Source organism: Mesorhizobium sp. B2-3-4 (assembly GCF_006442315.1).
Taxonomy (GTDB): Bacteria; Pseudomonadota; Alphaproteobacteria; order Rhizobiales; family Rhizobiaceae; genus Mesorhizobium.
In genome coordinates, this window is the sequence record NZ_VFVY01000003.1 from 37,091 (window position 1) to 63,147 (window position 26,057).

Consider the following 26,057-nt stretch of genomic DNA (forward strand, 5'->3'; position numbering starts at 1 on the left):
GCATGATGTCGTCCGAAAACCGCTTCACACTTTTCGGCATCATGCTCTAGGGAGACGTCAGGAATGGCCGAAACTTTCGTTATCGCGCAGGGCGGCGGCCCGACCGCCGTCATCAACCAGACGGTCGTCGGCGCTACGCTGGAAATCCGCAAGCGGCATCCCGGCGCAAAGGTGCTGGGCTCCATCCACGGCGTGCGCGGCATCCGTGACGGCAATTATGTCGATCTTTCCGCCATCCCGGAGGATAGGCTGCGGCTGATCGCCGGAACGCCGAGCGCGGCGCTGGGCTCGACGCGCGACAAGCCTGACGCCGCCTATTGCGAGGTCGTCCTCAAGGGCCTGCAGAAGGCCGGCGCCGACGCCTTCATCTATATCGGCGGCAACGACACGTCGGGCACGCAGCAGATCCTGACCGACGCCGCCGGTGGCAAGATCGCCTTCGTCCATGCGCCGAAGACCATCGACAATGATCTCGAGGAAAACGACCATACGCCGGGCTTCATCTCGGCCGCAGAATTCGTCGCCGGCGCCTTCCTGTCGGTCGATCTCGATTTCCGCGCGCTGCCCGGCATCTATGTCGGCATCGTCATGGGCCGGCATGCCGGCTTCCTGACCGCGGCCGCCGCCGCATGGCAGCTCGACCCCGACAGCGGTCCACACCTTGTCTACGTGCCCGAACGGCCATTCTCGGCCGCCGGCTTCATCGACGACGTGCGCGCCTCGCTCGACCGCCACAAGCGCTGCATCGTTGCGGTGTCGGAAGGGGTGAGCACCGCCGACGGCAAGGCACTGGTCGAAAGCCTGGTGCCGCCCGAAAAGCTCGAGCGCGACCAGCACGGCAACGTCAAACTGTCGGGCAGCGACCTGCCCGCCGCGCTCGAACGCGCACTGGCCGAAGGCCTGCCTGGCAAGCGGGCCCGCGTCGACGCGCTCGGCTACATGCCGCGTGGCTATGTCGGCGCCATCAGCGCGGTCGACGCGCAAGAGGCCTTCGATGCCGGCGCCTTTGCCGTCGGCGTCGCCGAACAGGGCGGCGGCTCGGTGGCGCTGCAATATGACGGTTCGAAAACGGTGCTGAAGAAGGTGCCGCTGAAGAACGTCGCCGGCAAGACCCGCCACATGCCCGACAATTTCATGAAGCCCGACGCCAACCAACTGTCCGATGCCGGCATGGCCTATCTGAAGCGGCTGGTGCCGGAAAAATACAAGGTCGGGAAGCCGTTCGTCTGATGCCGGCCCCTGTGCCCGGCTGGTTCTCCAGAAGCGTCGTCGACGACAAAACGACGATGCTGACCGAGCCGTTCGTGCATGACTATCTGCGCGCCAACATCTGGCATCTCACCGGCCGCGATGCCGATCTCCTGGTCGATACCGGCATGGGCATCTGTCCGCTGGCGCCGGAGATCCGGACACCCGAAGGCAAGCCGCTGCTGGTCGTCGCCACCCATATCCATCTCGATCATGTCGGTTCGCTGCACGAGTTCCCCCTGCGCGCCGGGCCGAGGATGAGTGCGACGCAGTTCGAGAGCATGGATGAGAGAGCGACCTACGCCTACATGTTCCACGACCTCGAAGGCGCCGTCTCGAAACTGCCCGGGCCGGGCTGGAAATCGGGCGACTACAAGATCCCGCCGGCGCCCTTGACGCGCATGCTCGACGAGGGCGACGTGGTCGATCTCGGCGACCGCCGGTTCCGGGTGCTGCACCTGCCCGGGCACTCGCCGGATTCGATCGCGCTGTTCGACGAGACCGACGGCCTCTTCTTCGCCGGCGACGCCATCTATGACGATACGCTGATCGACGACCTGCCGGATTCCGACCGGGAGGCCTATCGCAACACCATGCGCCGGCTTCTCGACCTGCCGATCCGCATCGGCCATGGCGGTCACGGCCCGAGTTTCGACGGCAGGCGCATGCGCGAAATCGCGTCGGCCTATCTGCGGTCCGTAAGCGCATCCTGAATTAAATCTTCGTAAGGTCGGGCAAAAACCCTAATTCAGGCCATTCGCGACCCTAGATAGCTGGTGTCGATCCGGCCGGCCGCCATGCACGGCGAGGCAAGCCACCCCGGCCGTCGACACGCTGACGGGCGCTCTCTCCCAGGATGCGCCCGCGGCGCCCGATCAACCCTCGCCCGGACAGAACGACCATGTCACCCCTTGGTATTCTTCGTAGGCATCGCGTCGCCGCCCTGCTGGGCGCGGCGCTGATCATCTCCCCCGTCGTCGTCTCCTTCGCCCAGAGCGCGGGCAATGGCGGCTTGAGCAATGCCGTTGCCACCACCCAGACCCCGGTCGCCGGAATAACGGCCCCGAACGGATCGTTCGCGCCGATCGTGGCCGCGGCCAAGCCCGCCGTCGTCACCGTCACCACCGTCATGAAGGCACAACCGGAAGCCATGAACGACGGCTCACAGGACGGCTCACCGCTCGGCAATTCGCCCTTCGACGACTATTTCCGCCAGTTCTTCGGCGATCAAGGCGCACCAATGCCCAGGACGCCGCCGCAACAGCAGCCGCAGCGCGCCGAGGCGCTAGGTTCCGGCTTCATCGTCGGTGCCGACGGCACCATCGTCACCAACAACCATGTCGTCGACGGCGCGACCTCGATCAAGGTGACCCTCGACGACGGCACCGAGCTCCCCGCGAAGCTGATCGGTCACGACGCCAAAAACGATCTCGCCGTGCTCAGGATCAAGGCCGGCAAGCCGTTGCCGACCGTGAAATGGGGCGATTCCGACAAGCTGATGACCGGCGACCAGGTGCTGGCGATCGGCAATCCGTTCGGCATCGGCACCACGGTAACGGCCGGTATCGTCTCGGCACGCGGCCGCGACCTGCACAGCGGGCCGTTCGACGACTTCATCCAGATCGACGCGCCGATCAATCACGGCAACTCCGGCGGCCCGCTGGTCGATATCAGCGGCAATGTCGTGGGCATCAACACGGCGATCTACTCACCCAATGGCGGCAGCGTCGGCGTCGGCTTCGCCATCCCGTCGGACCAGGCGCAGAAGGTCGTCGCCAAGCTGATGAAGGGCGGCGACATCGAATACGGCTATCTCGGCGTCGAGATCCAGCCCGTCACCCCTGATATCGCCAGCGCCATCGGGCTCGATCATTCCGGTGGGGCCCTGGTATCGCGGGTCAATGACGACTCGCCCGCCGCAAGTGCCGGCGTCGAGACCGGCGACGTCATCACCAGCTTCGCCGGACAGGACGTGAAGGATCCCAAGGACCTGTCACGGGCCGTCGCCGACGTCTCGCCGGGCTCGAAAGAAAGTCTGGAGGTCTGGCGCAAGGGCAAGGCGATGCAGATTTCCGTCGCTGTCGGGCGCAACAGCGACGATGTGAAAACCGCATCGACCGATGATTCCGGCGCGCCGGGCACCGGGCAGGGTGCCCGTGCGCCGACCATCGGCCTCGGCCTGATGGACATCACGCCCGACATCCGCCAGCAGATGAATCTCGCCGACAACGAGCGCGGCGCGGTGGTCGCCACCGTCAATCCGGACAAGGCCGCGGCCGGTGCCGGCATACAGCCCGGCGACATCATCGTCGCCGTCAACCAGGCCTCGGTGAAGAGCGCCAGGCAGGTCACGCAAGCCATAGCGCAGGCCAGCAAATCGGGCCGCAAATCGGTGCTGCTGCTGGTCGAGCGCGACGGCAACCAGATCTATGTCGCCGTGCCGTTCGCCAATGGCTGACGATGCAAGGTGCTGACCTGAACATCGACATGGCGGGCCCGGGCCCGCCATGTTCTTGTTACAGCTTGCGCAGGGCCACTTCCTCGACCAGATGGTCGGCGCCCTTGCGCAGGATCAGGTCGGCGCGCGCGCGCGTCGGCAGGATGTTCTCGCGCAGGTTCTTCAGGTTGATGTTGCTCCACAGGCCCTCTGCGATCGCCCGCGCCGCTTCCTCGGAAAGCTGCGAATAGCGGTGGAAGAAGGAGTCCGGGTTGCGGAAGGCGGTCTCGCGCAGCCGCATGAAGCGCGAGATGTACCATTGGTGGATCAGCGTCTCGTCGGCGTCGATATAGATGGCGAAGTCGAAGAAGTCGGACAGGAAAGGCACGATCTTGCCGTCCTGCGGCAGCTTGCCCGGCTGCAGCACGTTGATGCCTTCGAAAATCAGGATATCGGGCCGGTCGATAGTGACGAACTCGCCCGGAATGACATCGTAGGTGAGGTGCGAATAGACCGGCGCGCGGACGTTGGGCAATGCCGACTTGATGCCCGAGAGGAAGCGCAGCAGCGCGCCGACATCGTAGCTGTCGGGAAAGCCCTTGCGCTCCATCAGGTTCTCGCGGCGCAGCACCTCGTTGGGCAGCAGGAAGCCGTCCGTGGTGATGAGATCGACCTTGGGGCTCGACGGCCAGCGCGCCAGAAGCTCCTTCAGCACGCGCGCCGTGGTCGATTTGCCGACCGCGACGGAGCCGGCGATGCCGATGATGAAGGGCGTCTTGACCACGTCGACGGCATTGAAGAATGCCTGGCGCTGCCGGAACAGAAGCTGGCTCGCCTCGACATGGGCCGACAGAAGCCGCGACAGCGACAGGTAGATGCGCGAGACCTCGGCAAGGTCGACCGGGTCGTTGAGCGAGCGCAGGCGGCGGAATTCGTCCTCGCTCAGCGTCAGCGGCGTCTGGGCGCGGAACTGCGACCATTGCTCGGCCGAGAAGAAGCGAAAGGGAGAATATTTCTCGGTCGGCGCGAGCTGATCCATCGAGATACCTGCCCTCCCTCGCGGTCAGCCCTTGGGGCGTGACGCCTTCTCGGCGATGCCCGAACGCCCGGTGCGGCTTTCGAGCTCCTTGAGCACGTCGCTCAACGGAACACCCGAAATGCCGAGAACGACGAGCCAATGATATATAAGATCGGCGCTTTCCGAAACGAGGCCCTGCTTGTCGCCCTTGACGGCGGCAATCACCGTCTCGACCGCCTCCTCGCCAAGCTTCTGCGCCGCCTTGTCGATGCCGCGCGCGAACAGCTTCGCCGTCCACGAATCCGGATCGCCGGACCGGGCGCGTTCCCGGATGCTTGCCTCCAGGTCGGCGAGCGAGAATTCAGCCATGGCGCAGGAGCCCTGTTCTTAGCCGGAAAGCCTCTAGGGCCGATCGGCCAAGGAGTCCAGCCGCATCGGCAGGCCGGCCTCGGCCATATGCGCCTTGGCCTCAGCGATCGTGTAGGTGCCGAAATGGAAGATCGAGGCCGCCAGCACGGCCCCGGCATGGCCGTCGCGGATGCCGGCCACCATGTGATCGAGCGTGCCGACGCCGCCGGAAGCGATGACCGGCGCACGCACTGCATCCGATACCGCACGGGTCAGGGCGATGTCGTAGCCGGCCTTGGTGCCGTCGCGGTCCATCGAGGTCAAAAGGATCTCGCCGGCGCCGCGATCGACCATGTTTCGGGCGAATTCGATGGCGTCGATGCCGGTCTTCTCGCGCCCGCCATGGGTGAAGATTTCCCAGCGGTCGGCCTCACCGGCGCCGGAGACTTTCTTGGCGTCGATGGCGACGACAATGCACTGGTTGCCGAACTTGTCGGCCGACTCGGCGACGAAATCCGGGTTCTTCACCGCCGCCGTGTTGATCGACACCTTGTCGGCGCCGGCCAGCAGCAATTTCCTGATATCGGCGACCTGGCGCACGCCGCCGCCGACGGTCAACGGCATGAAGCACTGTTCGGCGGTGCGGGCGATGACGTCGAAAATGGTCTCGCGATTGTCCGACGAGGCGGTGATGTCGAGAAAGCAGAGTTCGTCGGCACCGGCGGCGTCATAGGCCTTGGCGGCCTCGACCGGATCGCCGGCGTCGATGAGATCGACGAAATTGACGCCCTTGACGACGCGGCCGTCCTTGACGTCGAGGCAAGGGATGACGCGGGCTTTCAGCATCAGCGGCCCTCTATCGTGGCGATGAGATCGTTGAGCAGCTGGCCGACCAGCGGCGGCACGTCGGCCTGGGCGTCGAAGGCCGGGTCGTAGGCGGAAACGGTGATGCCGACGACCGGCACGGCTAGCGCCATGGCGCAGGCCGCGTCGCGCAACTGTTCCGGGTTCGGGCCGCCAGGTGTGACGTAGCGGTTGGCCTGCAATGCCTTGGGATCATGCACGTCGAGATCGAGATGCATGTGCACGCTCTTGGCGCCGGCGGCCTTCAGCCTTTCCGTCGCTTGCGCCACCCCGGGACATTCCGTCCGGATGACCGGCAATGTTGCGAGGAGTTTCTCCTCGGCCGGATCGAGATCCCTGGCGTTGACGAGCACGCAGCGCGAGGGATCGATCGGCTTGAAGCCGGGAATGGCCGCCGCCATCGGCCGCCAGCACAGGCCAAGCACCGTCGACAGCGCCATGCCGTCGAGGAAGCCGTAGATCGACGTTTCGGGCGTGTTGAGGTCGCCATGCTGGTCGGCCCAGACGATGGCGTCGGCGCCTTCGCCGGCGACCGCGCCGGCCGACGTCAGGCAGTTGCCGGCCAGCACGATGGGGAACCGCCCCCTGTCACGCGCAATGCGGACCTCGCCCGAGACGGCGTTGCAGACGGCAAAACCCGTGGCGATCTCGCGCTCCTGCTCGTCGCCGACCTTGCCGATATCCGCGACCGTCACGTCATGGCCGGCCATGGTCAGCGCGTCGACCAGTCCGCCCGAGATCAGCGCGTCCGGGCCCTGGCCCATGCCACCGTGATAGTGGCCGCTGTCATAGGAGGCCAGGATGATGGTGATCTTCACGAGCGAGCCTCCGCCACGGGCCTGCCTTGCAGGATCGCCAGTGCCTCGGCGGGATCGATGCGGCCGTCATAGAGCGCGCGCCCCGAAATCGCGCCTTCGAGCTTTTGCGCGTCGGGCATCGTCATGCGCACGATGTCGGCGATCGAGGCGAGGCCGCCCGACGCGATCACCGGGATCGAGACCGCGTCGGCGAGATCGATCGTGGCATCCCAGTTGATGCCGGTCAGCACGCCGTCGCGGTCGATGTCTGTGTAGATGATGGCGGCGACGCCGGCGCCCTCGAACTTTTTAGCTAGTTCGATGACGCCAAGGGTGGACGCCTCGGCCCAGCCTTCGACCGCCACCTTGCCGCCCTTGGCGTCGATGCCGACGGCGACCTTGCCTGGAAACGCCTTGCAGGCATGCCTGACCAGGTCGGGATCGCGCACCGCCACCGTGCCGAGGATGACGCGGGCCAGTCCACGGTCGAGCCAGTCCTCGATCTGCGCCAGCGTGCGGATGCCGCCGCCGAGCTGAACCGGGTTCTTCGTCGCCTTGAGGATGGCGCCGACCGCCGCGCTGTTGACGCTCTGGCCCTGGAAGGCGCCGTTTAGGTCGACGACATGCAGCCATTCGAAGCCCTGGTCCTCGAAGGCTTTTGCCTGCGCTGCGGGGTCATCGTTGTAGATGGTCGCGGTCGCCATGTCGCCGTGCTTCAGGCGCACGCACTGGCCGTCCTTGAGATCGATGGCTGGAAAAAGGATCATGCGTTCAGGCGCCTTCAACGATGACGAAATGACCTGTCGAGGCGGCAAGCCGGAACTTGGAGGCCTGCTGATATTCCGGTGAATGGTAGCATTCGATCGCCTTGTCGTAGGAATCGAACTCCACCAGCACATGCCGGTTGCCGGTCGGTCCCTCCGGATTCTCATGGCGGCCGGCCCGCACGGCGAATTTCGCTCCATACTTCGCGAACGCCACCGCATTCGCCTCGATATACTGCTTGTACATCTCGGGGTCGCGGACATCGATCATCGCTATCCAGTAGCCCTTCTTGCTCATCGTGTTCAGGGCCTCCAGCGTAGGAAATTGGTGATCAGCGCCAGGCCCAGCGCCTGGCTCTTTTCCGGATGGAACTGCGTGCCGGCGAGATTGTCGCGGGCGACGGTCGCCGTCACCGGGCCGCCATAGTCGGCGACCGCAACGACCTCGTCCGGGTTTTTTGCGTCGAGATGATAGGAATGGACGAAATAGGCATGCAGCCCATCGGGTCCGGTCGGAATGCCGGCAAACAGCGGATGCTGGCGCCTCAACTCGATCGTGTTCCAGCCGATCTGCGGGATTTTCAGGGCCGGATCGGTCGGCGTGATCTCCTTGACGTCGCCCGATATCCAGCCGAAGCCGCTGGTGACGGTCTTTTCCAGACCACGCTCTGACATCAGCTGCATGCCGACGCAGATGCCGAGGAAAGGCCGGCCCTTACGAACGGCGACATCTTCGACCGCCTCCCACATGCCCTCGACCGCGCGCAGGCCGGCCGCGCAATCGGCGTAAGCGCCGACGCCGGGCAGCACGATGCGGTCGGCGCTGCGCACCCGGTCGGCATCGGCCGTTAGGTCGATCTCGGCCGCGATGCCGGCCTCGCGCGCGGCGCGCTCGAAAGCCTTGGTGGCCGAGCGCAGATTGCCCGAGCCGTAATCGATGATCGCAACCCGCATCTCAGCGCCGTCCCGGAATATGGGTCAGCCCCAGCGCCATGCCGGGTTGCGCCGGGCGCGCCAGGGCGGCGTCCGGAACGATCCGCGGCGCGGGCGCTGCCTCGTCCGCGAGGCCTTCGGCCTCCAGCGTATAACGCATGTCGGCGTCCCCGAGCCGGGCCGCCTCGACGACGCCCCATTCATGCCAGCCCCGGCGGCGCAACGCCGCGATGCGCAGGCCTTGGCCCTCGAGCCCGACATAGAGCGAGACGAGCAGCGACAAAAGCGAGCCGGCCACGCCGAGGCCAAGCCTCTGGCCAAGCATCGAAAGCATGCCCATGACGACAAAGGTAAGTGCGGCTTCGATCCACAGCCGGTGCCAGGCGAGCCACAGCGGCGGCACCAGCAGGCCGCCCCAGGTGAAGCCGTCGCGGACAAAGGCCGTGGTGTCGACCTTCTCGCTGCGGCCGGGTGGCTCCATCACGATATAGGCGGCCATGAGGCTATCCCTTCAAAGAACCCTTGGTGGAGGGAACCGCGTCGGGCTGGCGCGGATCGCGCTCCAGCGCGGTGCGCAACGCGCGTGCCACGGCCTTGAAGCAGGTCTCGGCGATATGGTGGTTGTTGGCGCCGTAATGATTGGTGACATGCAGCGTTATGCCGGCATTCTGCGCCAGCGCCTGGAAGAATTCGCGCACCAGTTCGGTGTCGAACGTGCCGATCTTGGGCGACGAGAAGGCGACGTTCCAGACCAGGAACGGCCGGCCCGAGACATCGATTGCCGCGCGCGTCAGCGTTTCGTCCATGGCAAGGTCGATCGAGGCATAGCGCATGATGCCGCGCCGTTCGCCAAGCGCTTTGGTCAGGGCCTGGCCGAGTGCGATGCCGGTGTCCTCGACCGTGTGGTGGTCGTCTATGTGCAGGTCGCCCTTGGCCCTGACCGTCATGTCGATCAGCGAATGGCGCGACAGCTGGTCGAGCATATGGTCGAAGAAGCCGACACCGGTCGCGATATCCGATTTGCCGGAGCCGTCGACATGGACCGACACGGCGATCTCGGTCTCCCTGGTCTTGCGGCTGACTTCGGCGGAACGGGGCGCCATGACTGGTCCTTGTTTGACAGGCTCGAAGCGGTGGAGCGGGCTTCGAGCCATTCACGGGCTTGAAAACGAAAGCCTTCTATCAGCATGATCCGGCGATTGCCAGTTGCGATCCCGGTCGCTATCGAGCGGTTTGCAATCATCGGACCCATGCATACATATGGCCGATCGGAGTTACTCGTACCGCGCCAATCGCCTTTTTGGGATCGCGCGAATCGGAGCCAGGAAATGTCCAACGAACTCACCATGCACGCCACGACCATCGTGACCGTGCGCAAGGGCAACAAGGTGGTGATCGCCGGCGACGGCCAGGTCAGCCTTGGCCAGACCATCATGAAGGGCAATGCCCGCAAGGTGCGCCGCATCGGCAAGGGCGGCACCGTGATTGCCGGCTTCGCCGGTGCCACGGCGGACGCCTTCACGCTTTTGGAGCGGCTCGAAGCCAAGCTCGAACAATATCCCGACCAGTTGACGCGCGCCTGCGTCGAGCTCGCCAAGGACTGGCGCACCGACCGTTATCTGCGCCGGCTGGAAGCGATGATGCTGGTCGCCGACAAATCCGTCTCGCTGGCGCTGACCGGCAATGGCGACGTGCTCGAGCCCGAACATGGCGTCATGGCCATCGGCTCCGGCGGCAATTACGCGCTCGCGGCCGCCCGGGCGCTGATGGACACCGACAAGGATGCCGAGGAGATCGCCCGCAAGGCGATGCAGATCGCGTCCGACATCTGCGTCTACACCAACAACAATTTCGTCGTAGAAACGCTCGATGCCGCCTGAATCAGGCCAGGATCCCGAACCGCAGGATCGCGCAAGCGGGGAACCGGTTTCCGGAAGAGATCATGGTCAAACAGGAAAATAGCTACGATTTTCGGCCGGTCACCAAAAAGGACCTGCCGATGATCGCCGGCTGGCTGGCCGAGCCTGAAGTCGCCGCGTGGTGGGACGATCCGGAGACGGAAATCGCCGCGATCGGCGATCATATGGACTCGATTTCCGTCGAGCCGCTGATCGTCGAGCTCGACGGCAAGCCGATCGCCTACCTGCAGAGCTACGACCCGCATATGGAGGACGATCATCCCTATGCCGATCAGCCGTTCGGCACGCTGGGCATCGACCTGTCGATCGGCCGGCCGGAGCTGATCGGCATCGGCCATGGCTCCGCCATCGTGCGCCAGTTTGTCGAGGATTTGTTTAGGGAAGGCGTGCCGCGCGTCATCATCGACCCCGATCCCGCCAACGCCAGGGCCATCCGTGCCTATGAAAAAGCCGGATTCCGCGCCATTGATCGCAGGCAATCGGTCTATGGCGACGTCGTCCTGATGGCTATCGATGCTGAAGAGGGCGACGCTGAAGAGGGCGATGCCGACGATGGCGACGGGGAAGAGGGGTAAGGCATGGACGCTTCGGGAGAGGACAGGAGCCTGTCGGCCTATGAGAACAGCTGGCGGATGGGATTGCTGATCGTCGCCGGCCTGGTCATCGTTCAGGCCGTCACGCTCTATCTCATGGGCCGGACGCCGATCTGCACCTGCGGCTACGTCAAGCTTTGGCATGGCGTGGTCAACAGTTCGGAGAATTCCCAGCACATTTCGGACTGGTATACGTTCTCGCACATCATCCACGGCTTCCTGTTCTACGCGCTGGCGCGTTTCCTGTTCCCGCGCTCGCCGATCGGCTTGAGGCTGGCCTTCGCGGTTCTCATCGAAGGCGGCTGGGAGTTGCTGGAAAACAGCCCGTTCATCATCGACCGCTACCGCGCCGGCACCATTTCGCTCGATTATTACGGCGACTCGATCATCAATTCGGTGTCCGACACACTGGCCATGGTGTTGGGATTTGTGATGGCGCGAAGGCTACCTATATGGGTGATCGTCAGCCTCGCCATCCTCTTCGAACTGGGTACCGGCTATCTTATCCGGGACAATCTGACACTCAACGTGATCATGCTGCTGCATCCGTTCGAGGCCATCAAGCAGTGGCAAAGTGGAATTTAGTGATATGAGCACATTTTCTCCCCGCGAAATCGTTTCGGAACTCGACCGTTTCATCATCGGCCAGAAGGACGCCAAGCGCGCCGTGGCCATCGCCTTGCGCAACCGCTGGCGCCGCCAGCAGCTGGAAGGCCAGATGCGTGAAGAGGTGATGCCGAAGAACATCCTGATGATCGGCCCGACCGGCGTCGGCAAGACCGAGATTTCGCGCCGCCTGGCGCGGCTCGCCGGCGCTCCTTTCGTCAAGGTCGAGGCGACCAAGTTCACCGAGGTCGGCTATGTCGGTCGCGATGTCGAGCAGATCATCCGCGACCTGGTCGAGATCGCCATCGGCCTGGTGCGCGAGAAGATGCGCGAAGACGTCAAGGCGCGCGCCCACATCAATGCCGAGGAACGCGTGCTGGAAGCGCTGGTCGGCAAGACGGCGAGCCCGGCGACGCGCGATTCCTTCCGCAAGAAGCTGCGCGAGGGCGAACTCGACGACAAGGAAATCGAGATCGAGGTGGCCGACACCGGCAATGGCGGCATGCCCGGCTTCGAGATTCCCGGCATGCCGGGCGCCAATATCGGCGTGCTCAACATCAACGACATGCTGTCGAAGGCGATGGGCGGCAAGAAGACCAAGCTGCGCAAGACCACGGTGAAAGAGTCCTACGACCTGCTGGTCAGCGACGAATCCGACAAGCTGCTCGACCAGGACGAGGTGGTGCGCCGGGCGCTCGACGCGACCGAGAATGACGGCATCGTCTTCCTCGACGAGATCGACAAGATCGCGGCGCGATCGGACATTTCCGGCGGCCCTTCGCGCGAAGGCGTGCAGCGCGACCTGCTGCCGCTGGTCGAGGGCACGACGGTGGCGACCAAGTACGGACCGGTGAAGACGGATCACATCCTGTTTATCGCTTCGGGCGCCTTCCATGTCTCGAAGCCGTCGGACCTGCTGCCGGAACTGCAGGGCCGCCTGCCGATCCGCGTCGAACTGCGCGCGCTTGAAAAGGACGACTTCGTCCGCATCCTGACCGAGACGGAGGCGAGCCTCATCAAGCAGTATATCGCGCTGATGAAGACCGAAGGCGTCGAACTCACCTTCACCGACGACGCCATCGATTCGCTCGCCGGTGTCGCCGTCGACCTCAACGCCAGCATCGAGAACATCGGCGCCCGGCGGCTGCAGACTGTGATGGAGCGGGTGCTGGACGACATTTCCTACGATGCGCCGGACCGCAATGGCACGGCGGTCACCATCGATGCCGCCTATGTCAAGAAGCATGTCGGCGACCTCTCCAGAAACACGGATTTGTCGCGTTTCATCCTTTGAAGAGAGGTGCCGGACCCTTCCGGCGCCGATCCAGGCGGTGCGGTTCCTCGACTGAACCATGTGTGGCCAGATGGTACCATCTGGCCACCTTTCGTCTTGCCAGGCGAAGCGTTGCTCTCGACTCGACCCGGACCATTACCCTAGTTTGCCCGCACCATTTGCAGGCGGCGGGTGCATGAAAAAACTGGTCCTGGTCCTTCTCGGCTTGACGCTGGCGGCGACGCTGTTCGCGGCCGACGCGGCGACATTGGTGCCGCCGGGCAACCGCAATGCCGAGCAGCCCGACATTCCCGGCGCTTCCAGCCGCCGTACGCAGGCAACCAACACCACCTTCCAGGCCAAGTATCGCAAGGTCTACGCGCTGTTGCAGAACGACCCCGACCTGCGCGCCAAGATCAAGAAGGCGGCGAGCGCCTATGGCATCGATCCGATGCATATCGTCGGCGCCATCGTCGGCGAGCACACCTACAATGTCGACGCCTACGACCGGCTGCAGACCTATTACGTCAAGGCGATCTCCTACCTCTCCAGCAAGCTCTCCTTCGCCTATGACGGCGAGGACATCACCGATTTCGTGCAGCGGCCCGAATTCAAGAAATGCGCCGCTATTTCCGACAGCTACGATCTGTGGGAATGCCGCGAGCAGGTGTGGAATCGTTCGTTTCGCGGCAAGACGGTCGGCGGTGAGGATTTCCCCGACAACCGCTTCGGCGCCACCTTCTTCCAGCCCTATTATGCCGGCCAGACCTTCGGCCTCGGCCAGCTCAATCCGCTGACCGCGCTGCAGATGAGCGATCTCGTGCACAAGGTCTCAGGCCTGCCGAAGCTCGACGTTTCCGATCCCAACGCGGTCTACAAGACCATCATGGATCCGGACCTGACGCTGCCCTATGTCGCCGCCACGATCAGAAAATCGATCGATGCCTACAAGTCCATTGCCGGCTTCGATATTTCCGGCAATCCGGGACTGACCGCCACGCTCTACAATGTCGGCAACCCCGAGCAGCGCGCCTATGCGCTGAAGGCGGAGAACGACAGGCGCCGCGCCGCCGGCGAACAGGCAAAACTGCCTGAAGAGAATTATTACGGCTGGCTGGTCAACGACAAGCTGCCGGAGCTGAAGTCGCTGTTCTAGGCGCGTCGAGGGGACCAGGCGCATCAGAGTTGACGGGGAGAAGATGCCGGCAGGCAGATGAGGGGCAGCGCGTACCTCGATAATTGGCGCAACCGCCTCAGGCGGCCAGCAACGACTTCAGCTTCACGTCCTGCGATGCCAGCGCTTCCGGCGCCGGTTTCGCCCGCTTGCCGATCAGCATTTCGGCCAGCCGGATGTCGCGAGCGACCGCATTGCCGGGGCCGATGCCGCTCGCCGCCACCAGCCTGCCGTCCTCGGCGAGGTGGAAAAGGATGAAGGCGCCCTCGCCAAGATCGCGGCGCACGGTGCTTCTGCCTTCGTCGGAAAGCCCCACGATCTGCAGGGAGAGCCCATATTGATCCGACCAGAACCACGGCACATCGGCATGCGCTTCGCCGGCGCCAAGCATGTTCCTGGCCGCCAGCGCGCCCTGTTGCTGCGCGTTGCGCCAGGCTTCCAGCCGCACGCGGCGGCCGCCATAGACGGCAAGCGGGAACGAACAGCAATCGCCGGCGGCAAGGATGTCGGGATCGCTGCTGCGCAGCTCGGCGTCGACAGCGATACCATTGTCGATTGCCAGGCCGGCTTCGGCAGCCAACCCGGTCACCGGCACGGCGCCGATGCCGATGATGGCGAGATCGGCGACAATTTCGCGCCCGCCGGCAAGCGTCACGCGCACCTCATTGCCGTCGTCGGCGATGGACGCGATGCCGTCGCCGCACAGTATGTCGACACCTTCGGCCACATGCGCTTCATGGATCACGGCAGCGATCTCGGCCGGCACGCCGCGCATCAGGATGCGCGGCTGCGCCTCGATGACGGTGACTGAAGCGCCGAGCCTGCGGGCAGCCGCGGCAAGCTCGAGGCCGATGAAGCCGCCGCCGATGACGACGATGTGGCTGCCGGCGCTGAGATGGGCGCGGATGGCCAGCGCGTCGGCGAAGGTCCTGAGATAGACACAGCGCCCGCCAAGGCCGGGCATGGGCAGCTTGCGCGGCGTTGAACCGGTGGCCAGCAGCAGCTTGTCATACGGCAGCACCGAAGCATCGGACAGGCGCACCATATGCGCCGTGCGATCGATCGCCACCGCCTGAACGGAATGGACGTGCCGTATCGACTTTTCGACCAGAATGGCGTCGCTGGCGATCGCCTTGATCTCGGGCGCGTCGCTCGCCATCGCCTCCTTGGACAGCGGCGGCCGTTCATAGGGAAGATGCGGCTCGTCGCCGACCAGCGTCACCGGCCCGTCATAGCCGAGATCGCGCAGGGCAAGCGCTGCCCGCCCGCCGCATTCGCCGGCTCCGATGATCACCATTCCCCGCGCCATGTCCGTCACCCGATCTGAACGAGGACTTTGCCGGCATCGACCTTGACCGGATAGGTCCGCAGGTTGACGCAGACCGGCGCACCCTTGGCCGCGCCGGTCTTGTAGTTGAAACGCCCATTGTGCTTGGGACATTCGATGATGTCGTCCACGACCAGCCCGTCGGCGAGGTGGACCTTCTCATGCGTGCACAGGCCGTCGGTGGCGAAGTACTCGTCGTCGGGGCTGCGATAGATGGCGAAGGTGCGCCCGCCATGGTCGAAGCGCATCACATCTTCTTCATCGATGTCCTCGGCGGCACAAGCCTCGACCCAATCGCTCATTCAGTCCTCCCCTGGGAGCGCACGGTGGCGCGTGATTATTCCGCCGCGACGGCGACGGTGTCGTTGTGGAATTCCTCGCGATACGGCCGGGCTGTCGGCGGCAGCTCACGCTTGAGGAAATAATCCTCGTTGCGCAACTGGCGCCGGAAGGCCGGGATCATCTCGCGGTAGCCGGCCAGGATCGATGGCGTCGGTGCCGGCAAATCATGCTTGATCAGCGCATGCAGCTTCGGCAGCGCATGATAGGGCACCATCGGGAACATGTGATGTTCGACATGATAGTTCATGTTCCAGTAAATGAAGCGGCTGATCGGATTCATGTAGACGGTTCGGCTGTTCAGCCGATGATCGGTGACGTTGTCGGCGAGGCCGCCATGTTGCAGCAGGCCGACCATGACGTGATGCCAGGCGCCGTAGAGCCGGGGCAGGCCGACCAGCATCAAGGGCAGCAACGAACCAGAATAGAGCGCCAGTGCGATGGTAGCGGCATAGATCGCCGTCCAGATGCGGGCGATGCGGATCGCCTTCTTCTGTTCCGGCTCGGGAATGAAGGTCTGCTCGGCCGCGCTGATATTGCCGGCGGCATTGCGCAGCATGTCCGACATTGCGTGCCAGGCGTCTGTAACGCCGACGAAACCGAGGACGAGCCGCACCAGGTCCGGCGGCCGCATGACGGAGATTTCCGGATCGCGGCCGACGATGATGGTGTCGGTGTGATGGCGCGTGTGGCTCCAGCGCCAGGTCACCGGATTGCGCATGATCATGAAGCAGGCGATCTGATAGACCGCGTCATTCATCCACTGCGTGCGGAACGCTGTGCCGTGGCCGCATTCGTGCCAGCGTGAATCGGTCGACGAGCCGTAGAGCACGCCATAGACGAAGAAGAACGGCACGCACCACCATGTGCCCCAGAACCAGGCGGCGCCGGCGCCGCTGACAATGAGGGCGGCGAGCCAGATCGCGGTATCGCGGATCGCCGGCCCGTCGGAGCGCTGCATCAGCTCCTTCATCTGCTTGCGGGGGATGTCGGTGTGATACCACTGCGCCGCCGCCAGGCCGCTCTCGACGGCAAGCCGGGCGTCGCGACCGATCAGGCTGTAGTCACGCCGGGACGGCGCTGTCGACATGATTGCCTCCCAAGGCAGGGCATTCGCCGCGCGAATGCCTATCGCCAACTGGCTCCATTTCAGGAAAATAACGCCTCGCGATGATAGACTCAACATCACGAAGATAGTTTCTATCATTTCCTATCAGAATGATGTATCGGTATGAGGCAATCGAACGAGGCGATCATGGCGAAACGGCCGACCATTTCAGATCTGGCGCGCGTCTCCGGCGTCAGCGTCGCCACGGTGGATCGCGTGCTCAACAATCGCTTGCCGGTGCGCGAGGAAACCGCGCGCCGCGTCTACGAGACCGCGACCGAGATCGGCTATCACGCGGCCGGCCTGATCAAGCAGCGTATGCGCCATGAACTGCCCGAATACCGGCTCGGCTTTCTGCTTCTGCGAGGCAATGATGTCTTCTACACCGAGTTCGCGCGGCAGCTGGAACTGGCGGTATCGCAGTCGCAGCGCTTTCGCGGCGTCGCGATCATCGACTTCGCCAGTTCGCTGACGCCCGACGAAATCGTCGAGCGCACGCGCCAGCTCGCCGTCAGATGCCGGGCCGTCGCCCTGGTCGGGCCGGATCATCCGGCGCTCACCGTCACCGTCGAGGAGATGAAGGCCAGGGGCCTGCCGGTCTTTTCGCTGCTTTCCGATTTCGCGGCCGGCATCCGCGAGGGCTATGTCGGCCTCGACAACCGCAAGGTCGGCCGCACCGCGGCCTGGATGATCTCGAAAGCGGCCAGGCGGCCGGGCAAGGTGGCGCTCTTCGTCGGCAGCCACCGCTTCCACGGCCATGAACTGCGCGAGATCGGCTTCCGCTCCTTCTTCCGCGAACAGGCACCGGACTTCACGCTTCTGGAAACCCTGGTCAATCTCGAGGCCAACCAGATCACGCAGGACACGCTGCTCGACCTGCTCGGCCGCCACCCGGACCTCGTCGGCTGCTATGTCGCCGGCGGCGGCATGGAAGGCGCTGTCGCGGCGCTGAGGCAGGCCCGGCCGACCGAGATGCCGGCGGTCGTCTGCAACGAGATATCGGCGGTCTCGCGCTCGGCTCTGGCCGACGGGGTCCTGACCATGGTCATCTCGACGCCGCTGGCGGCCCTGTGCCGCGAACTGCTCGATCTCATGGCGCATGCCATCGAGACAGGGGCGGCCAACGCACCGGGCCAGACCTTCTTGCCGTTCGACATCTATTTGCCTGAGAACATCTAGCGGGCGTGTTCACTCAGGCGCCTGGCGCGCCGCCAAATTGACCGGAAATCCGCTCGCTAATATAGTTGTCCGATGGGCGGGAACAGGTTTGGGTACATCGCGTTTGGAAGCGACGAGCTCTTTGCGCGCGGCGCCATCTTCAGCGCCTTGCGCCTGCTGCACCATTGCCCCGATGCCCGAATTCTGGTCCTGACCGACAACCCGGCTATTTTCGCCGGATATCCCATCGAAACGATTGAGCTGACCGCCGAGAAAAAGGCTGAGACGTCCTTCGGCAATCGATACAAGTTCGGCATCAAGGCCGCCGGCATCATCGATCTGTTGCGGCGTTGCGAGCGCCTGTTTTTCATGGATGCCGATATGTACCCGACCGGCGACATATCGGGATGCTTCCAACGGATATCGGCGTCTTCCTCCTTGATGTGGCGCTGCGAAGGCCGCCCAAAGCCGCCTTATCGCGCGCTCGGGGGCAAAGGGCTCTCGCTTGGAGACGATATACTGACGGGCGATGAACCGATGTGGGCGAGCGGCGTCGTCGGCGTTCATCATGACAACATTCCGGCGCTGGAACGGGCATACGCCGCCACCGGCAAGGTCAGGGAAATCGTGCGTTTGCACACCCCGGAACAATTCTGCACCGGTATCGCGCTATCGCAGGACGGGCGGACGATCAGCCGCCACGGGCTGCCGATCGGCAACTACAACACCAGGGGAAAAAAGCTCCACGCCCGCCGGCGGATTGACGCTTTCTTCGAGCTCAACGGCAAGCTCAGCATCGAGCAACAGATGAAGCGCGCGGCGACATACAGGGTCTGGAGAGCGCCGCTCGATCTCCTGCTGCAACGCGACATCTGGCATTTCTGAAGGCAGGTCCATGCTGGGCTGCGCGTTTCGGTGGTAGCCGCCTGGCGGCGGCCTGCGCCTGCCCGATCCGCGCAACGGGCAGGGCATTCACCTGCCGTTTGCACCCGGCGCCGTCGCCTCCGTCAAAATCGCACATCCGGTTTTGGAATGGCTCTTGACGCCTCGCGACAAAATGGAATAAATATTTCACCAGTCATACATTTTGGTTCTTTCGTTCCGGAACATCTGTTTCATCAGAGGCTTTGGCGTTCCAGCAAACGGCAGGCGCCATCCGGGAGAGAGACGAAAATCGGGAGAGATTCCCCAGGCAGATCGGGGATTCCGGAGAGATCGGTGCAACCGGACACCAAAAGTGGAGGAGAGATAAAATGAAGAAACTGCTTTTGGGCGTCGCCTTCGCGGCGCTGATGAGTTCATCGGCCATGGCCGCCAAGATCGGCGTCTCGATGGCCAAGTTCGACGACAATTTCCTCACCGTGCTGCGCAACGGCATGATCGAGCAGGCCAAGGGCATGAGCGGAGTCGAGCTGCAGGTCGAGGACGCGCAGAACGACGTTGCCAAGCAGCTTGACCAGATCAAGAATTTCGCCGCTTCCGGCGTCGACGCCATCATCGTCAACCCGGTCGACACTTCGGCCACGCAGGCAATGTCGGATGCGGCCGCCGCCGCCAAGATCCCGCTGGTCTACGTCAACCGCCAGCCGGTCAATGTCGACACCCTGCCCGACAACCAGGCCTTCGTCGCTTCGAACGAAGCCGATTCCGGCACGCTCGAGACCAAGGAAGTCTGCCGGCTGTTCAAGGAAGCCGGCAAGACGGAAGCCAATGTCTACGTGATCATGGGCGAGCTCTCCAACCAGGCCGCCGTGCAGCGCACCAAGGACATCGACGATGTCATCGCCACGCCGGACTGCAGCTTCATCAAGATCATCGACAAGCAGACCTCGAACTGGGACCGCGACCAGGCGCAGAACCTGATGACCAACTGGCTGTCGACCGGCAAGAAGTTCGACGGCGTCATCGCCAACAATGACGAAAGCGCCATCGGCGCCATCCAGGCGATGAAGGCCGCCAACATCGACATGAAGTCGGTTGTCGTCGGCGGCGTCGACGCCACCCAGGACGCGCTTGCCGCCATGCAGGCGGGCGACCTCGATGCCACCGTGTTCCAGGACGCCGCCGGCCAGGGCGCGGGCGCGCTGGATGCCGCGCTCAAGCTCGCCAAGGGCGAGAAAGTCGAACGCAAGGTCTACGTTCCCTTCCAGCTTGTCACCCCGGCAAACATCGACAAGTTCCTGAAGAAGAACTGAGCGGCGGACATTTCGGAGCGGCGCTCCCGCAAGGACAGCGCCGCTCCTCTTCCCTCGGTGCCGGACAGGTGCCGAGGAACGACCGCGGCTGACGGAGGAAACAAGAGTGGCACAGACATCTCACGGCGTCGGCGGGGTCAGCTATGACGCCAAAAAGCGCACATGGCCGGCTGAATTCAACGTCTTCCTGGCGCTCGTCATCCTCGTCGTCATCTTCGAGCTGATCGGCCGGATCTTCCTCGGCGATTCCTTCCTGTTCAACACCCGCAGCGACGTCGCCGGCATCTTCAACGAAGCGCGCCTGCAGATCATCATCCTGCAGGTGTCTATCGTCGGCATCATCGCCATCGGGGTCACCCAGGTGATCATCACCGGCGGCATCGACCTGTCCTCCGGCTCGATCGTCGGCGCGACAGCCATGATCGCCATGAGTTTCGCGCAGGTCGCGACCGTCAACGGCAATCCCAACCCCAAGGCGATGTTCCTGGCACAGGGCTGGACCGACCTGCCGGTCATCGTCCCGGTTCTGGTGGCGATCGGCTGCGGCCTGCTCGCCGGCCTGGTCAACGGCGCCCTGATCGCCTACACGCGCATCCCACCCTTCATCGCCACGCTCGGCATGATGGTGACCGCGCGCGGCATCGCCAAATGGTGGTCGAAGGGCCAGCCGATCTCGTTTCCGACCGACAGTTTCGCCGCGATCGGCAAGGGCCTGATGCCCGTCATCATCTTCCTGTCGCTGGCCGTGCTGTTCCAACTCATCATGAGCTACACCAGGTACGGCAAGCACTGCTACGCCATCGGCTCCAACGAGGATGCCGCGCGCATGTCGGGCATCAAGATCGCCAATCACAAGATCCTCGTCTACGTCATCGCCGGCATCCTGGCGGCGCTCGCCGCCGTGGTGCTGTCCTCCAAGAACCTCACCGCCCAGGCCGGCATGGGCGTGATGTACGAGCTCGACGCCATCGCCATGGCCGTCATCGGCGGCGTCTCGCTGTCGGGCGGCCGCGGCTCCATCATCGGCACGGTGATCGGCGCGCTGATCTTCGGCGTCATCATCTCCGGCTTCACCTTCCTGCGCCTCGACGCCTACTATCAGGAAATGGTCAAGGGCGTGATCATCGTCGGCGCGGTCGTTCTCGACCAGTGGCGCCAGCGCATGCGGGCATTGAGGGCTTGACCATGTCAGACATCGTCCTGAAGACCGAAAACCTCACCAAGCGCTATGGCGGCGTGCACGCGCTCGAAAGCGCCAATTTCGAACTGCGCAAGGGCGAGCACGTCGCCATCATGGGCGACAACGGCGCCGGCAAGTCGACCTTCGTGCGCCAGATCACCGCCGTCGAGCAGCGCACCAGCGGCAAGATCTGGTTCGACGGCAAGGAGGTGAACTTCACCGGGCCGATCGCGGCGCGCGAGGCCGGCATCGAGACGGTGTTCCAGAACCTGGCCCTGGCCGACGATCTCGACGTGCCGTCGAACCTGTTCCTCGGCCGCGAGAAGGTGCTGTTCAATCTCGGCCCGTTCTCGATCCTCGACCGCAGGGCGATGCGCAAGGCGACGGAGGCCGCCCTGGTGCGCACGGCGGTGAAGATACCCAACCTGTCCAACACCATCCGCCACATGTCGGGCGGCCAGCGCCAGTGCGTGGCGATCGCCAGGACCGCTACCTTCGCCTCCAAGCTGATCATCATGGACGAGCCGACGGCCGCGCTCGGCGTGCAGGAAACGGCTCAGGTCGAAAACATCATCCGCACGCTGAAGGAGAATGGCGAGCCGCTGATCCTGATCAGCCACAATATGCGCCAGGTCTTCGATCTGTGCGACCGCATCGTGGTGTTCCGGCGCGGCCGCATCGTCGCCAATCTGCGCAAGGAAAACACCGACGGCCAGGATATCGTCTCCTATATCACCGGCGCCAAGACCGGGGAGGCTGAACTCGCGGCTTGAGGCCGCAGGTGACACGATTGCGGAACGATCTGGCGCGCCGGAAAAACAACATTGCCACCTTCCCCAGGCCGGAAGGTGCGGACACAATTCTCTCGAACCCATCCCCTAGAGGAAATCCACATGACTGTTCGTTTCGCCCTCCTCGGTGCCGGCCGCATCGGCAAGGTCCATGCCCGCGCCGTCGGCTCCAACCCGCAGGCCAGACTGGTCGCCGTCGCCGATGCTTTCGAGAAGGCGGCGAAGGACCTGGCGAATGAATATGGCGCCGAGGTGCGCACCATCGACGCCATCGAGAAAGCGAAAGACATCGACGCTGTCGTCATCTGCACGCCGACCGACACCCATGCCGATCTGATCGAGCGCTTCGCCAAGGCCGGCAAGGCGATCTTCTGCGAGAAGCCGATCGATCTCAATGTCAAGCGCGTCGAGAAGTGCCTGGCCGTGGTCGAGAAGGCCAAGGCGACGCTGATGGTCGGCTTCAACAGGCGCTTCGATCCGCATTTCGCCGCCGTGCGCAAGGCGATCGACGATGGCGCCATCGGCACGGTCGAGATGGTCACCATCACGTCGCGCGACCCGGGCGCTCCGCCGCTCGACTACATCGCGCGCTCCGGCGGCATTTTCCGCGACATGACCATCCATGATTTCGACATGGCGCGCTTTCTGCTCGGCGAGGAACCCGTGGCGGTCAGCGCTCATGCCTCGGTGCTGGTCGACAAGAAGATCGGCGAGGCCGGCGATTTCGATTCGGTCAGCGTCATCCTCGAAACGGCTTCCGGCAAGCAGGCCGTCATCTCCAATTCGCGCCGCGCCACCTATGGCTACGACCAGCGCATCGAGGTGCATGGTTCGAAGGGCATGGTGGCGGCCGAGAACCAGCGGCCGGTGTCGATCGAAGTCGCCAACGAGAAGGGTTATACGCGCCCGCCACTGCACGACTTCTTCATGACCCGCTATCTCGACGCCTATGCCAACGAGATCGCCGCCTTCATCACCGCCGCGACCAAGGGCAAGAAGGCGGCGCCGAGCGGGGCCGACGGGCTCGTCGCGCTGAAGCTGGCGGACGCGGCGCTGAAATCGGCAACGACAGGCAAGACCGTACGCCTCGACAAGTAGAAGCAATTATCCAACCCAGGAGCAGAGCGATGAGCGCATCGGCCGATCGCAATTCGAACACACGCGCCATCGTCACCGGCGGCGCGCAAGGCATCGGCTTTGCCGTCGCCGAGGCACTGGCCGACGAAGGCTGCAAGGCGCTGGCACTCATCGGCCGCTCGCAGGAGAAAGGCGACAAGGCGGTCGCCACGCTGAAGAAGAACGGCGTCGACGCCATCTTCATCAGTGCGGACGTCGCCAAAGTGGCGGACTGCAAGCGCGCGGTCGCCACTGCGATTTCCCACTTCGGCACGCTCAACGCACTGGTCAACGCCGCCGCCACCTCGGCGCGCGGCTCGCTGGTCGAAACGACGGAAGACGTCTTCGACCAGATCTTCGACACCAATGTGCGCGGTCCCTTCTTCCTGATGCAGGGCTTGGTGGCGCATCTCCTCGAGAAAAAGACGCCCGGCTCGATCGTCAACGTGCTGTCGATGTCGGCGCATGCCGGCCAGTCCTTTCTGACGCCTTATTCGACCAGCAAGGGCGCGCTGATGACGCTGACCAAGAATGTCGCCAGTTCCTATCGGAAGAACCGCATCCGCTGCAACGCGGTGTTGCCCGGCTGGATGGATACCGAAGGCGAAGACATCGTGCAGAAGAAGTGGCACGACGCGCCCGACGACTGGCTGGCGAAGGCCGAGGCCTCGCAGCCGATGGGCCAACTGGTGAAGCCGGCCCAGTTGGCACGGTTGATCACCTATATGCTCAGCCCGCAGGCCGGCGTGATGACCGGATCGCTGGTCGACTACGACCAGAACATCGCCGGAGTGGTCGGCGAGTAGAATCTCAGAGCGTGACAAGCGCTCCGACATCGATTATATGAGCCGCATGATCCACCTGTCCGCCACCTATTGGTACTTTAGCAGCTCGCTGGCGGCGGGAGGATTGCGCTCGATCTGAAGATTGCAGCAAACAGTCCGACAAGCCGCCAGACCTGGCGGCTTTTTTGTTTCAGCCGGCAGGTCTCCCAAACAGGAGCAGAAAGCCGTGTTGACCACCACAGACGACCTTCGGGTCAAGGAACTGAGACTGCTGAGCACGCCGGAAGAGGTGATGCGCGAGATACCGCGCTCACTCACGGCGACGCGCACCGTTGCCGCTTCGCGCAACGCCATCCACTCCATCCTGACGGGGGCCGACGATCGACTTGTTGTCATCGTCGGCCCTTGTTCCATCCACGATCCGGTCGCGGCCGTTGACTATGCCAGCCGTCTGGCGGCGCTGCGCGAGACCTTGTCCGACCGGCTCGAGATCGTCATGCGCGTCTATTTCGAGAAGCCGCGCACGACCGTCGGCTGGAAGGGCCTGATCAACGATCCCGACCTCGACGGCTCCTTCAACATCGACAAGGGGCTGCGCATGGCGCGCAACGTGCTGTCGGCCGTCAACAATCTCGGCCTGCCGGCGGCGACCGAATTCCTCGACATGACCACGCCGCAATACATTGCCGACCTCGTCGCCTGGGGCGCCATCGGCGCACGCACGACCGAGAGCCAGATCCATCGCGAACTGGCCTCGGGCCTGTCCTGCCCGGTCGGCTTCAAGAACGGCACCGACGGCAATCTCAGGATCGCTGGCGAGGCGGTGAAGTCGGCCGCCCAGCCGCATCACTTCATGGCGGTGACCAAGGGCGGACGCAGCGCCATCGCGGCGACGACCGGAAACGAGGATTGCCATGTCATCCTGCGCGGCGGCGTTCAGCCTAACTATGACGCGGCAAGCGTCGAGGCCGCTTCGGCCGAACTCGCCCGCATCGGCATCGCGCCCCGCCTGATGATCGATGTCAGCCACGCCAACTCGGCCAAGAAACCCGAGAACCAGCCCAAGGTGGCGGCTGACGTGGCGAGCCAGGTCGCGGCCGGCGACGAGCGCATCATCGGCGTCATGATCGAGAGCAATCTCGTCGCCGGGCGTCAGGATGTCATTCCAGGCAAGTCGCTCACCTATGGCCAGAGCATCACCGATGGCTGCATCGACTGGGCGACCACCGAAACGGTGCTGCATGGCCTTGCCGGCGCCGTCGAATGGCGCCGCTCGGCGCGCCGCGCCATGCTGGAGAGCCGTCAGGGCGCTGCTTGACGGTTTGAGAGGCGGCGTGGGTCCCAGGCTCCGGGCTCACGCCGCCTTCAAGCCTTCCCAGGCGGTGAACAGCGAGACGGCGAACAGCAGCAATCCGGCGGCGCGTCCCGCAAAAGCCGTGGCGCGCGGATTGGCGACCAGCATTTGCCGGCTACGCCCGGCTGTTATGGCGAGCCCGCCATAGATCGCGCCCTGGGTCAGCATGGTCAGCAGGCCCATGATCGTCGCCTGCGCCCAGATCGGACCGTACACGGGTTTCAGGAACTGCGGATAGACCGCCAGGATGAAGAGATAGGCCTTCGGATTGATCAGGCAGGTCACGAAACCCTGGCGAAACGCCCTCCACGCGGAGCGGCTGCCGGCGGGGCCGTCATGGCCGACGGTGATGGAACTGCGCATCAGCGTGATGCCGATATAGGCCATGTAGGCGGCGCCGGCGACCAGCAGCGGTTTGAACAGAACGGGCACGAAATGCATCAGCAGGCCGACGCCGACGGCGCCGTTCAGCGTGTGCACCATGCCGCCGACCATGATGCCGCCGGTCGCGGCAAGTCCCCTGTCACGCCCGCCGGTCAGCGCATTGGCAAGCACGAACAGCATGTCCATGCCTGGAACGGCGATGATGCCGAACAGCAGAAGAAAGAAAAGCCAGAGATTTTCCGCGTAGCTCATGTCAGTTGCCTGTCGCCTCTCGTCGGCATGCCGCCAAGGAATTGTTGATTTTCAAGCCCATAGGCGCTCCTATAGATCGGGCCAACTGACGATG

General features: G+C 64.1%; 30 protein-coding genes. 16 read left to right on the forward strand and 14 right to left on the reverse strand.

Going from position 1 to position 26,057, the window contains the following annotated elements; all coding sequences use genetic code 11:
• The first annotated feature begins 63 nt into the window (after positions 1-63).
• The 3 genes from FJ967_RS06355 to FJ967_RS06365 all read left to right on the forward strand — a co-directional run bounded on the left by FJ967_RS06355 (position 64) and on the right by FJ967_RS06365 (position 3,706).
• Positions 64-1,230, forward strand: coding sequence for a diphosphate--fructose-6-phosphate 1-phosphotransferase (locus tag FJ967_RS06355; RefSeq protein ID WP_140730866.1), 1,167 nt, complete (start codon positions 64-66; stop codon positions 1,228-1,230).
• Positions 1,230-1,961, forward strand: a complete 732-nt coding sequence (locus FJ967_RS06360) for an MBL fold metallo-hydrolase (RefSeq protein ID WP_181175688.1) — start codon at positions 1,230-1,232, stop codon at positions 1,959-1,961. The genes FJ967_RS06355 and FJ967_RS06360 overlap by 1 nt, the downstream gene beginning before the upstream one ends.
• Before the next feature lie 188 nt (positions 1,962-2,149).
• Positions 2,150-3,706 carry a DegQ family serine endoprotease gene (locus tag FJ967_RS06365; protein ID WP_140730867.1) on the forward strand — a complete coding sequence of 519 codons (1,557 nt, stop codon included), beginning with the start codon at positions 2,150-2,152 and terminating at the stop codon, positions 3,704-3,706.
• Positions 3,707-3,764: 58 nt separating this feature from the next.
• Here the strand turns inward: FJ967_RS06365 and coaA are convergent, their stop codons facing one another.
• Genes coaA through hisB form a run of 9 tightly spaced genes read right to left on the reverse strand, consistent with a single transcriptional unit; the run spans position 3,765 to position 9,512 of the window.
• Complete coding sequence (gene coaA / locus FJ967_RS06370) at positions 3,765-4,724, reverse strand: type I pantothenate kinase (protein WP_140730868.1); 960 nt, start codon at positions 4,722-4,724, stop codon at positions 3,765-3,767.
• A gap of 24 nt (positions 4,725-4,748) precedes the next feature.
• Positions 4,749-5,072 (reverse strand): phosphoribosyl-ATP diphosphatase, encoded by a 324-nt coding sequence (locus FJ967_RS06375; RefSeq protein ID WP_140730869.1) that lies wholly within the window; start codon positions 5,070-5,072, stop codon positions 4,749-4,751.
• A 33-nt stretch (positions 5,073-5,105) separates the two neighbouring features.
• Positions 5,106-5,900, reverse strand: coding sequence for an imidazole glycerol phosphate synthase subunit HisF (gene hisF / locus FJ967_RS06380; RefSeq protein WP_181175699.1), 795 nt, complete (start codon positions 5,898-5,900; stop codon positions 5,106-5,108).
• The gene (locus tag FJ967_RS06385) at positions 5,897-6,733 is read right to left on the reverse strand and encodes an arginase family protein (protein WP_140730871.1); all 837 of its coding nucleotides are present in this window, start codon (positions 6,731-6,733) and stop codon (positions 5,897-5,899) included. The genes hisF and FJ967_RS06385 overlap by 4 nt, the downstream gene beginning before the upstream one ends.
• Positions 6,730-7,479 carry a 1-(5-phosphoribosyl)-5-[(5-phosphoribosylamino)methylideneamino]imidazole-4-carboxamide isomerase gene (gene hisA, locus FJ967_RS06390; RefSeq protein ID WP_140730872.1) on the reverse strand — a complete coding sequence of 250 codons (750 nt, stop codon included), beginning with the start codon at positions 7,477-7,479 and terminating at the stop codon, positions 6,730-6,732. Before hisA ends, FJ967_RS06385 begins: the two co-directional genes overlap by 4 nt.
• A gap of 4 nt (positions 7,480-7,483) precedes the next feature.
• Entirely contained in the window at positions 7,484-7,774 is a 291-nt protein-coding gene (locus FJ967_RS06395) for a DUF1330 domain-containing protein (RefSeq protein WP_140730873.1), read from the reverse strand.
• A gap of 5 nt (positions 7,775-7,779) precedes the next feature.
• Entirely contained in the window at positions 7,780-8,430 is a 651-nt protein-coding gene (gene hisH, locus FJ967_RS06400) for an imidazole glycerol phosphate synthase subunit HisH (protein ID WP_140730874.1), read from the reverse strand.
• A 1-nt stretch (position 8,431) separates the two neighbouring features.
• Positions 8,432-8,908: a DUF2628 domain-containing protein gene (locus tag FJ967_RS06405; RefSeq protein WP_140730875.1), complete on the reverse strand. Its 477-nt coding sequence runs from the start codon at positions 8,906-8,908 to the stop codon at positions 8,432-8,434.
• 4 nt (positions 8,909-8,912) lie between these two features.
• Complete coding sequence (gene hisB, locus FJ967_RS06410) at positions 8,913-9,512, reverse strand: imidazoleglycerol-phosphate dehydratase HisB (protein WP_140730876.1); 600 nt, start codon at positions 9,510-9,512, stop codon at positions 8,913-8,915.
• 225 nt (positions 9,513-9,737) lie between these two features.
• Between hisB and hslV the strand changes: the two genes are divergently transcribed.
• The 5 genes from hslV (at position 9,738) to FJ967_RS06435 (ending at position 13,956) form a co-directional block, all read left to right on the forward strand.
• Positions 9,738-10,289 carry an ATP-dependent protease subunit HslV gene (hslV, locus tag FJ967_RS06415; protein WP_140730877.1) on the forward strand — a complete coding sequence of 184 codons (552 nt, stop codon included), beginning with the start codon at positions 9,738-9,740 and terminating at the stop codon, positions 10,287-10,289.
• Positions 10,290-10,351: 62 nt separating this feature from the next.
• Positions 10,352-10,903, forward strand: coding sequence for a GNAT family N-acetyltransferase (locus tag FJ967_RS06420; protein ID WP_140730878.1), 552 nt, complete (start codon positions 10,352-10,354; stop codon positions 10,901-10,903).
• A gap of 3 nt (positions 10,904-10,906) precedes the next feature.
• The gene (locus FJ967_RS06425) at positions 10,907-11,506 is read left to right on the forward strand and encodes a DUF2585 domain-containing protein (RefSeq protein ID WP_140730879.1); all 600 of its coding nucleotides are present in this window, start codon (positions 10,907-10,909) and stop codon (positions 11,504-11,506) included.
• Positions 11,507-11,510: 4 nt separating this feature from the next.
• Entirely contained in the window at positions 11,511-12,821 is a 1,311-nt protein-coding gene (gene hslU / locus FJ967_RS06430) for an ATP-dependent protease ATPase subunit HslU (protein WP_140730880.1), read from the forward strand.
• A 175-nt stretch (positions 12,822-12,996) separates the two neighbouring features.
• Positions 12,997-13,956, forward strand: coding sequence for a DUF1402 family protein (locus FJ967_RS06435; RefSeq protein WP_140730881.1), 960 nt, complete (start codon positions 12,997-12,999; stop codon positions 13,954-13,956).
• A gap of 97 nt (positions 13,957-14,053) precedes the next feature.
• On the opposite strand, the gene FJ967_RS06440 is transcribed toward FJ967_RS06435, so the two are convergent.
• The 3 genes from FJ967_RS06440 to FJ967_RS06450 are packed head-to-tail and all read right to left on the reverse strand — an operon-like array spanning position 14,054 to position 16,730.
• A complete protein-coding gene (locus tag FJ967_RS06440) occupies positions 14,054-15,271 on the reverse strand; it encodes an FAD-dependent oxidoreductase (RefSeq protein ID WP_246675192.1) in 1,218 nt (405 codons plus the stop codon).
• 17 nt (positions 15,272-15,288) lie between these two features.
• Positions 15,289-15,603 (reverse strand): MocE family 2Fe-2S type ferredoxin, encoded by a 315-nt coding sequence (locus FJ967_RS06445; protein WP_140730883.1) that lies wholly within the window; start codon positions 15,601-15,603, stop codon positions 15,289-15,291.
• 35 nt (positions 15,604-15,638) lie between these two features.
• Positions 15,639-16,730, reverse strand: coding sequence for a fatty acid desaturase family protein (locus tag FJ967_RS06450; RefSeq protein WP_140730884.1), 1,092 nt, complete (start codon positions 16,728-16,730; stop codon positions 15,639-15,641).
• A 165-nt stretch (positions 16,731-16,895) separates the two neighbouring features.
• Between FJ967_RS06450 and FJ967_RS06455 the strand changes: the two genes are divergently transcribed.
• Positions 16,896-17,927 (forward strand): LacI family DNA-binding transcriptional regulator, encoded by a 1,032-nt coding sequence (locus FJ967_RS06455; protein ID WP_140730885.1) that lies wholly within the window; start codon positions 16,896-16,898, stop codon positions 17,925-17,927.
• A 9-nt stretch (positions 17,928-17,936) separates the two neighbouring features.
• Here FJ967_RS06455 and FJ967_RS33655 read toward each other — a convergent pair whose 3' ends face one another.
• Positions 17,937-18,476 carry a hypothetical protein gene (locus FJ967_RS33655; RefSeq protein ID WP_246675193.1) on the reverse strand — a complete coding sequence of 180 codons (540 nt, stop codon included), beginning with the start codon at positions 18,474-18,476 and terminating at the stop codon, positions 17,937-17,939.
• On the opposite strand from FJ967_RS33655, the gene FJ967_RS33660 reads away from it, so the two are divergent.
• The 7 genes from FJ967_RS33660 (at position 18,444) to FJ967_RS06490 (ending at position 25,291) form a co-directional block, all read left to right on the forward strand.
• Entirely contained in the window at positions 18,444-18,791 is a 348-nt protein-coding gene (locus FJ967_RS33660) for a hypothetical protein (RefSeq protein ID WP_246675194.1), read from the forward strand. The two genes, FJ967_RS33655 and FJ967_RS33660, sit on opposite strands and share 33 nt — an antisense overlap.
• 368 nt (positions 18,792-19,159) lie before the next feature.
• Positions 19,160-20,101: a sugar ABC transporter substrate-binding protein gene (locus FJ967_RS06465; RefSeq protein WP_140730887.1), complete on the forward strand. Its 942-nt coding sequence runs from the start codon at positions 19,160-19,162 to the stop codon at positions 20,099-20,101.
• A 106-nt stretch (positions 20,102-20,207) separates the two neighbouring features.
• The gene (locus FJ967_RS06470; RefSeq protein WP_140730888.1) at positions 20,208-21,284 is read left to right on the forward strand and encodes an ABC transporter permease; all 1,077 of its coding nucleotides are present in this window, start codon (positions 20,208-20,210) and stop codon (positions 21,282-21,284) included.
• 2 nt (positions 21,285-21,286) lie between these two features.
• The gene (locus tag FJ967_RS06475) at positions 21,287-22,054 is read left to right on the forward strand and encodes an ATP-binding cassette domain-containing protein (RefSeq protein WP_140730889.1); all 768 of its coding nucleotides are present in this window, start codon (positions 21,287-21,289) and stop codon (positions 22,052-22,054) included.
• A gap of 120 nt (positions 22,055-22,174) precedes the next feature.
• Positions 22,175-23,170 carry an inositol 2-dehydrogenase gene (gene iolG / locus FJ967_RS06480; protein ID WP_140730890.1) on the forward strand — a complete coding sequence of 332 codons (996 nt, stop codon included), beginning with the start codon at positions 22,175-22,177 and terminating at the stop codon, positions 23,168-23,170.
• Positions 23,171-23,199: 29 nt separating this feature from the next.
• Positions 23,200-23,994: an SDR family oxidoreductase gene (locus FJ967_RS06485; RefSeq protein ID WP_140730891.1), complete on the forward strand. Its 795-nt coding sequence runs from the start codon at positions 23,200-23,202 to the stop codon at positions 23,992-23,994.
• 205 nt (positions 23,995-24,199) lie between these two features.
• Positions 24,200-25,291, forward strand: coding sequence for a 3-deoxy-7-phosphoheptulonate synthase (locus tag FJ967_RS06490; protein WP_140730892.1), 1,092 nt, complete (start codon positions 24,200-24,202; stop codon positions 25,289-25,291).
• Between the two features lie 36 nt (positions 25,292-25,327).
• Here the strand turns inward: FJ967_RS06490 and FJ967_RS06495 are convergent, their stop codons facing one another.
• Complete coding sequence (locus tag FJ967_RS06495) at positions 25,328-25,963, reverse strand: LysE family translocator (protein WP_140730893.1); 636 nt, start codon at positions 25,961-25,963, stop codon at positions 25,328-25,330.
• Positions 25,964-26,057 lie beyond the last annotated feature (94 nt).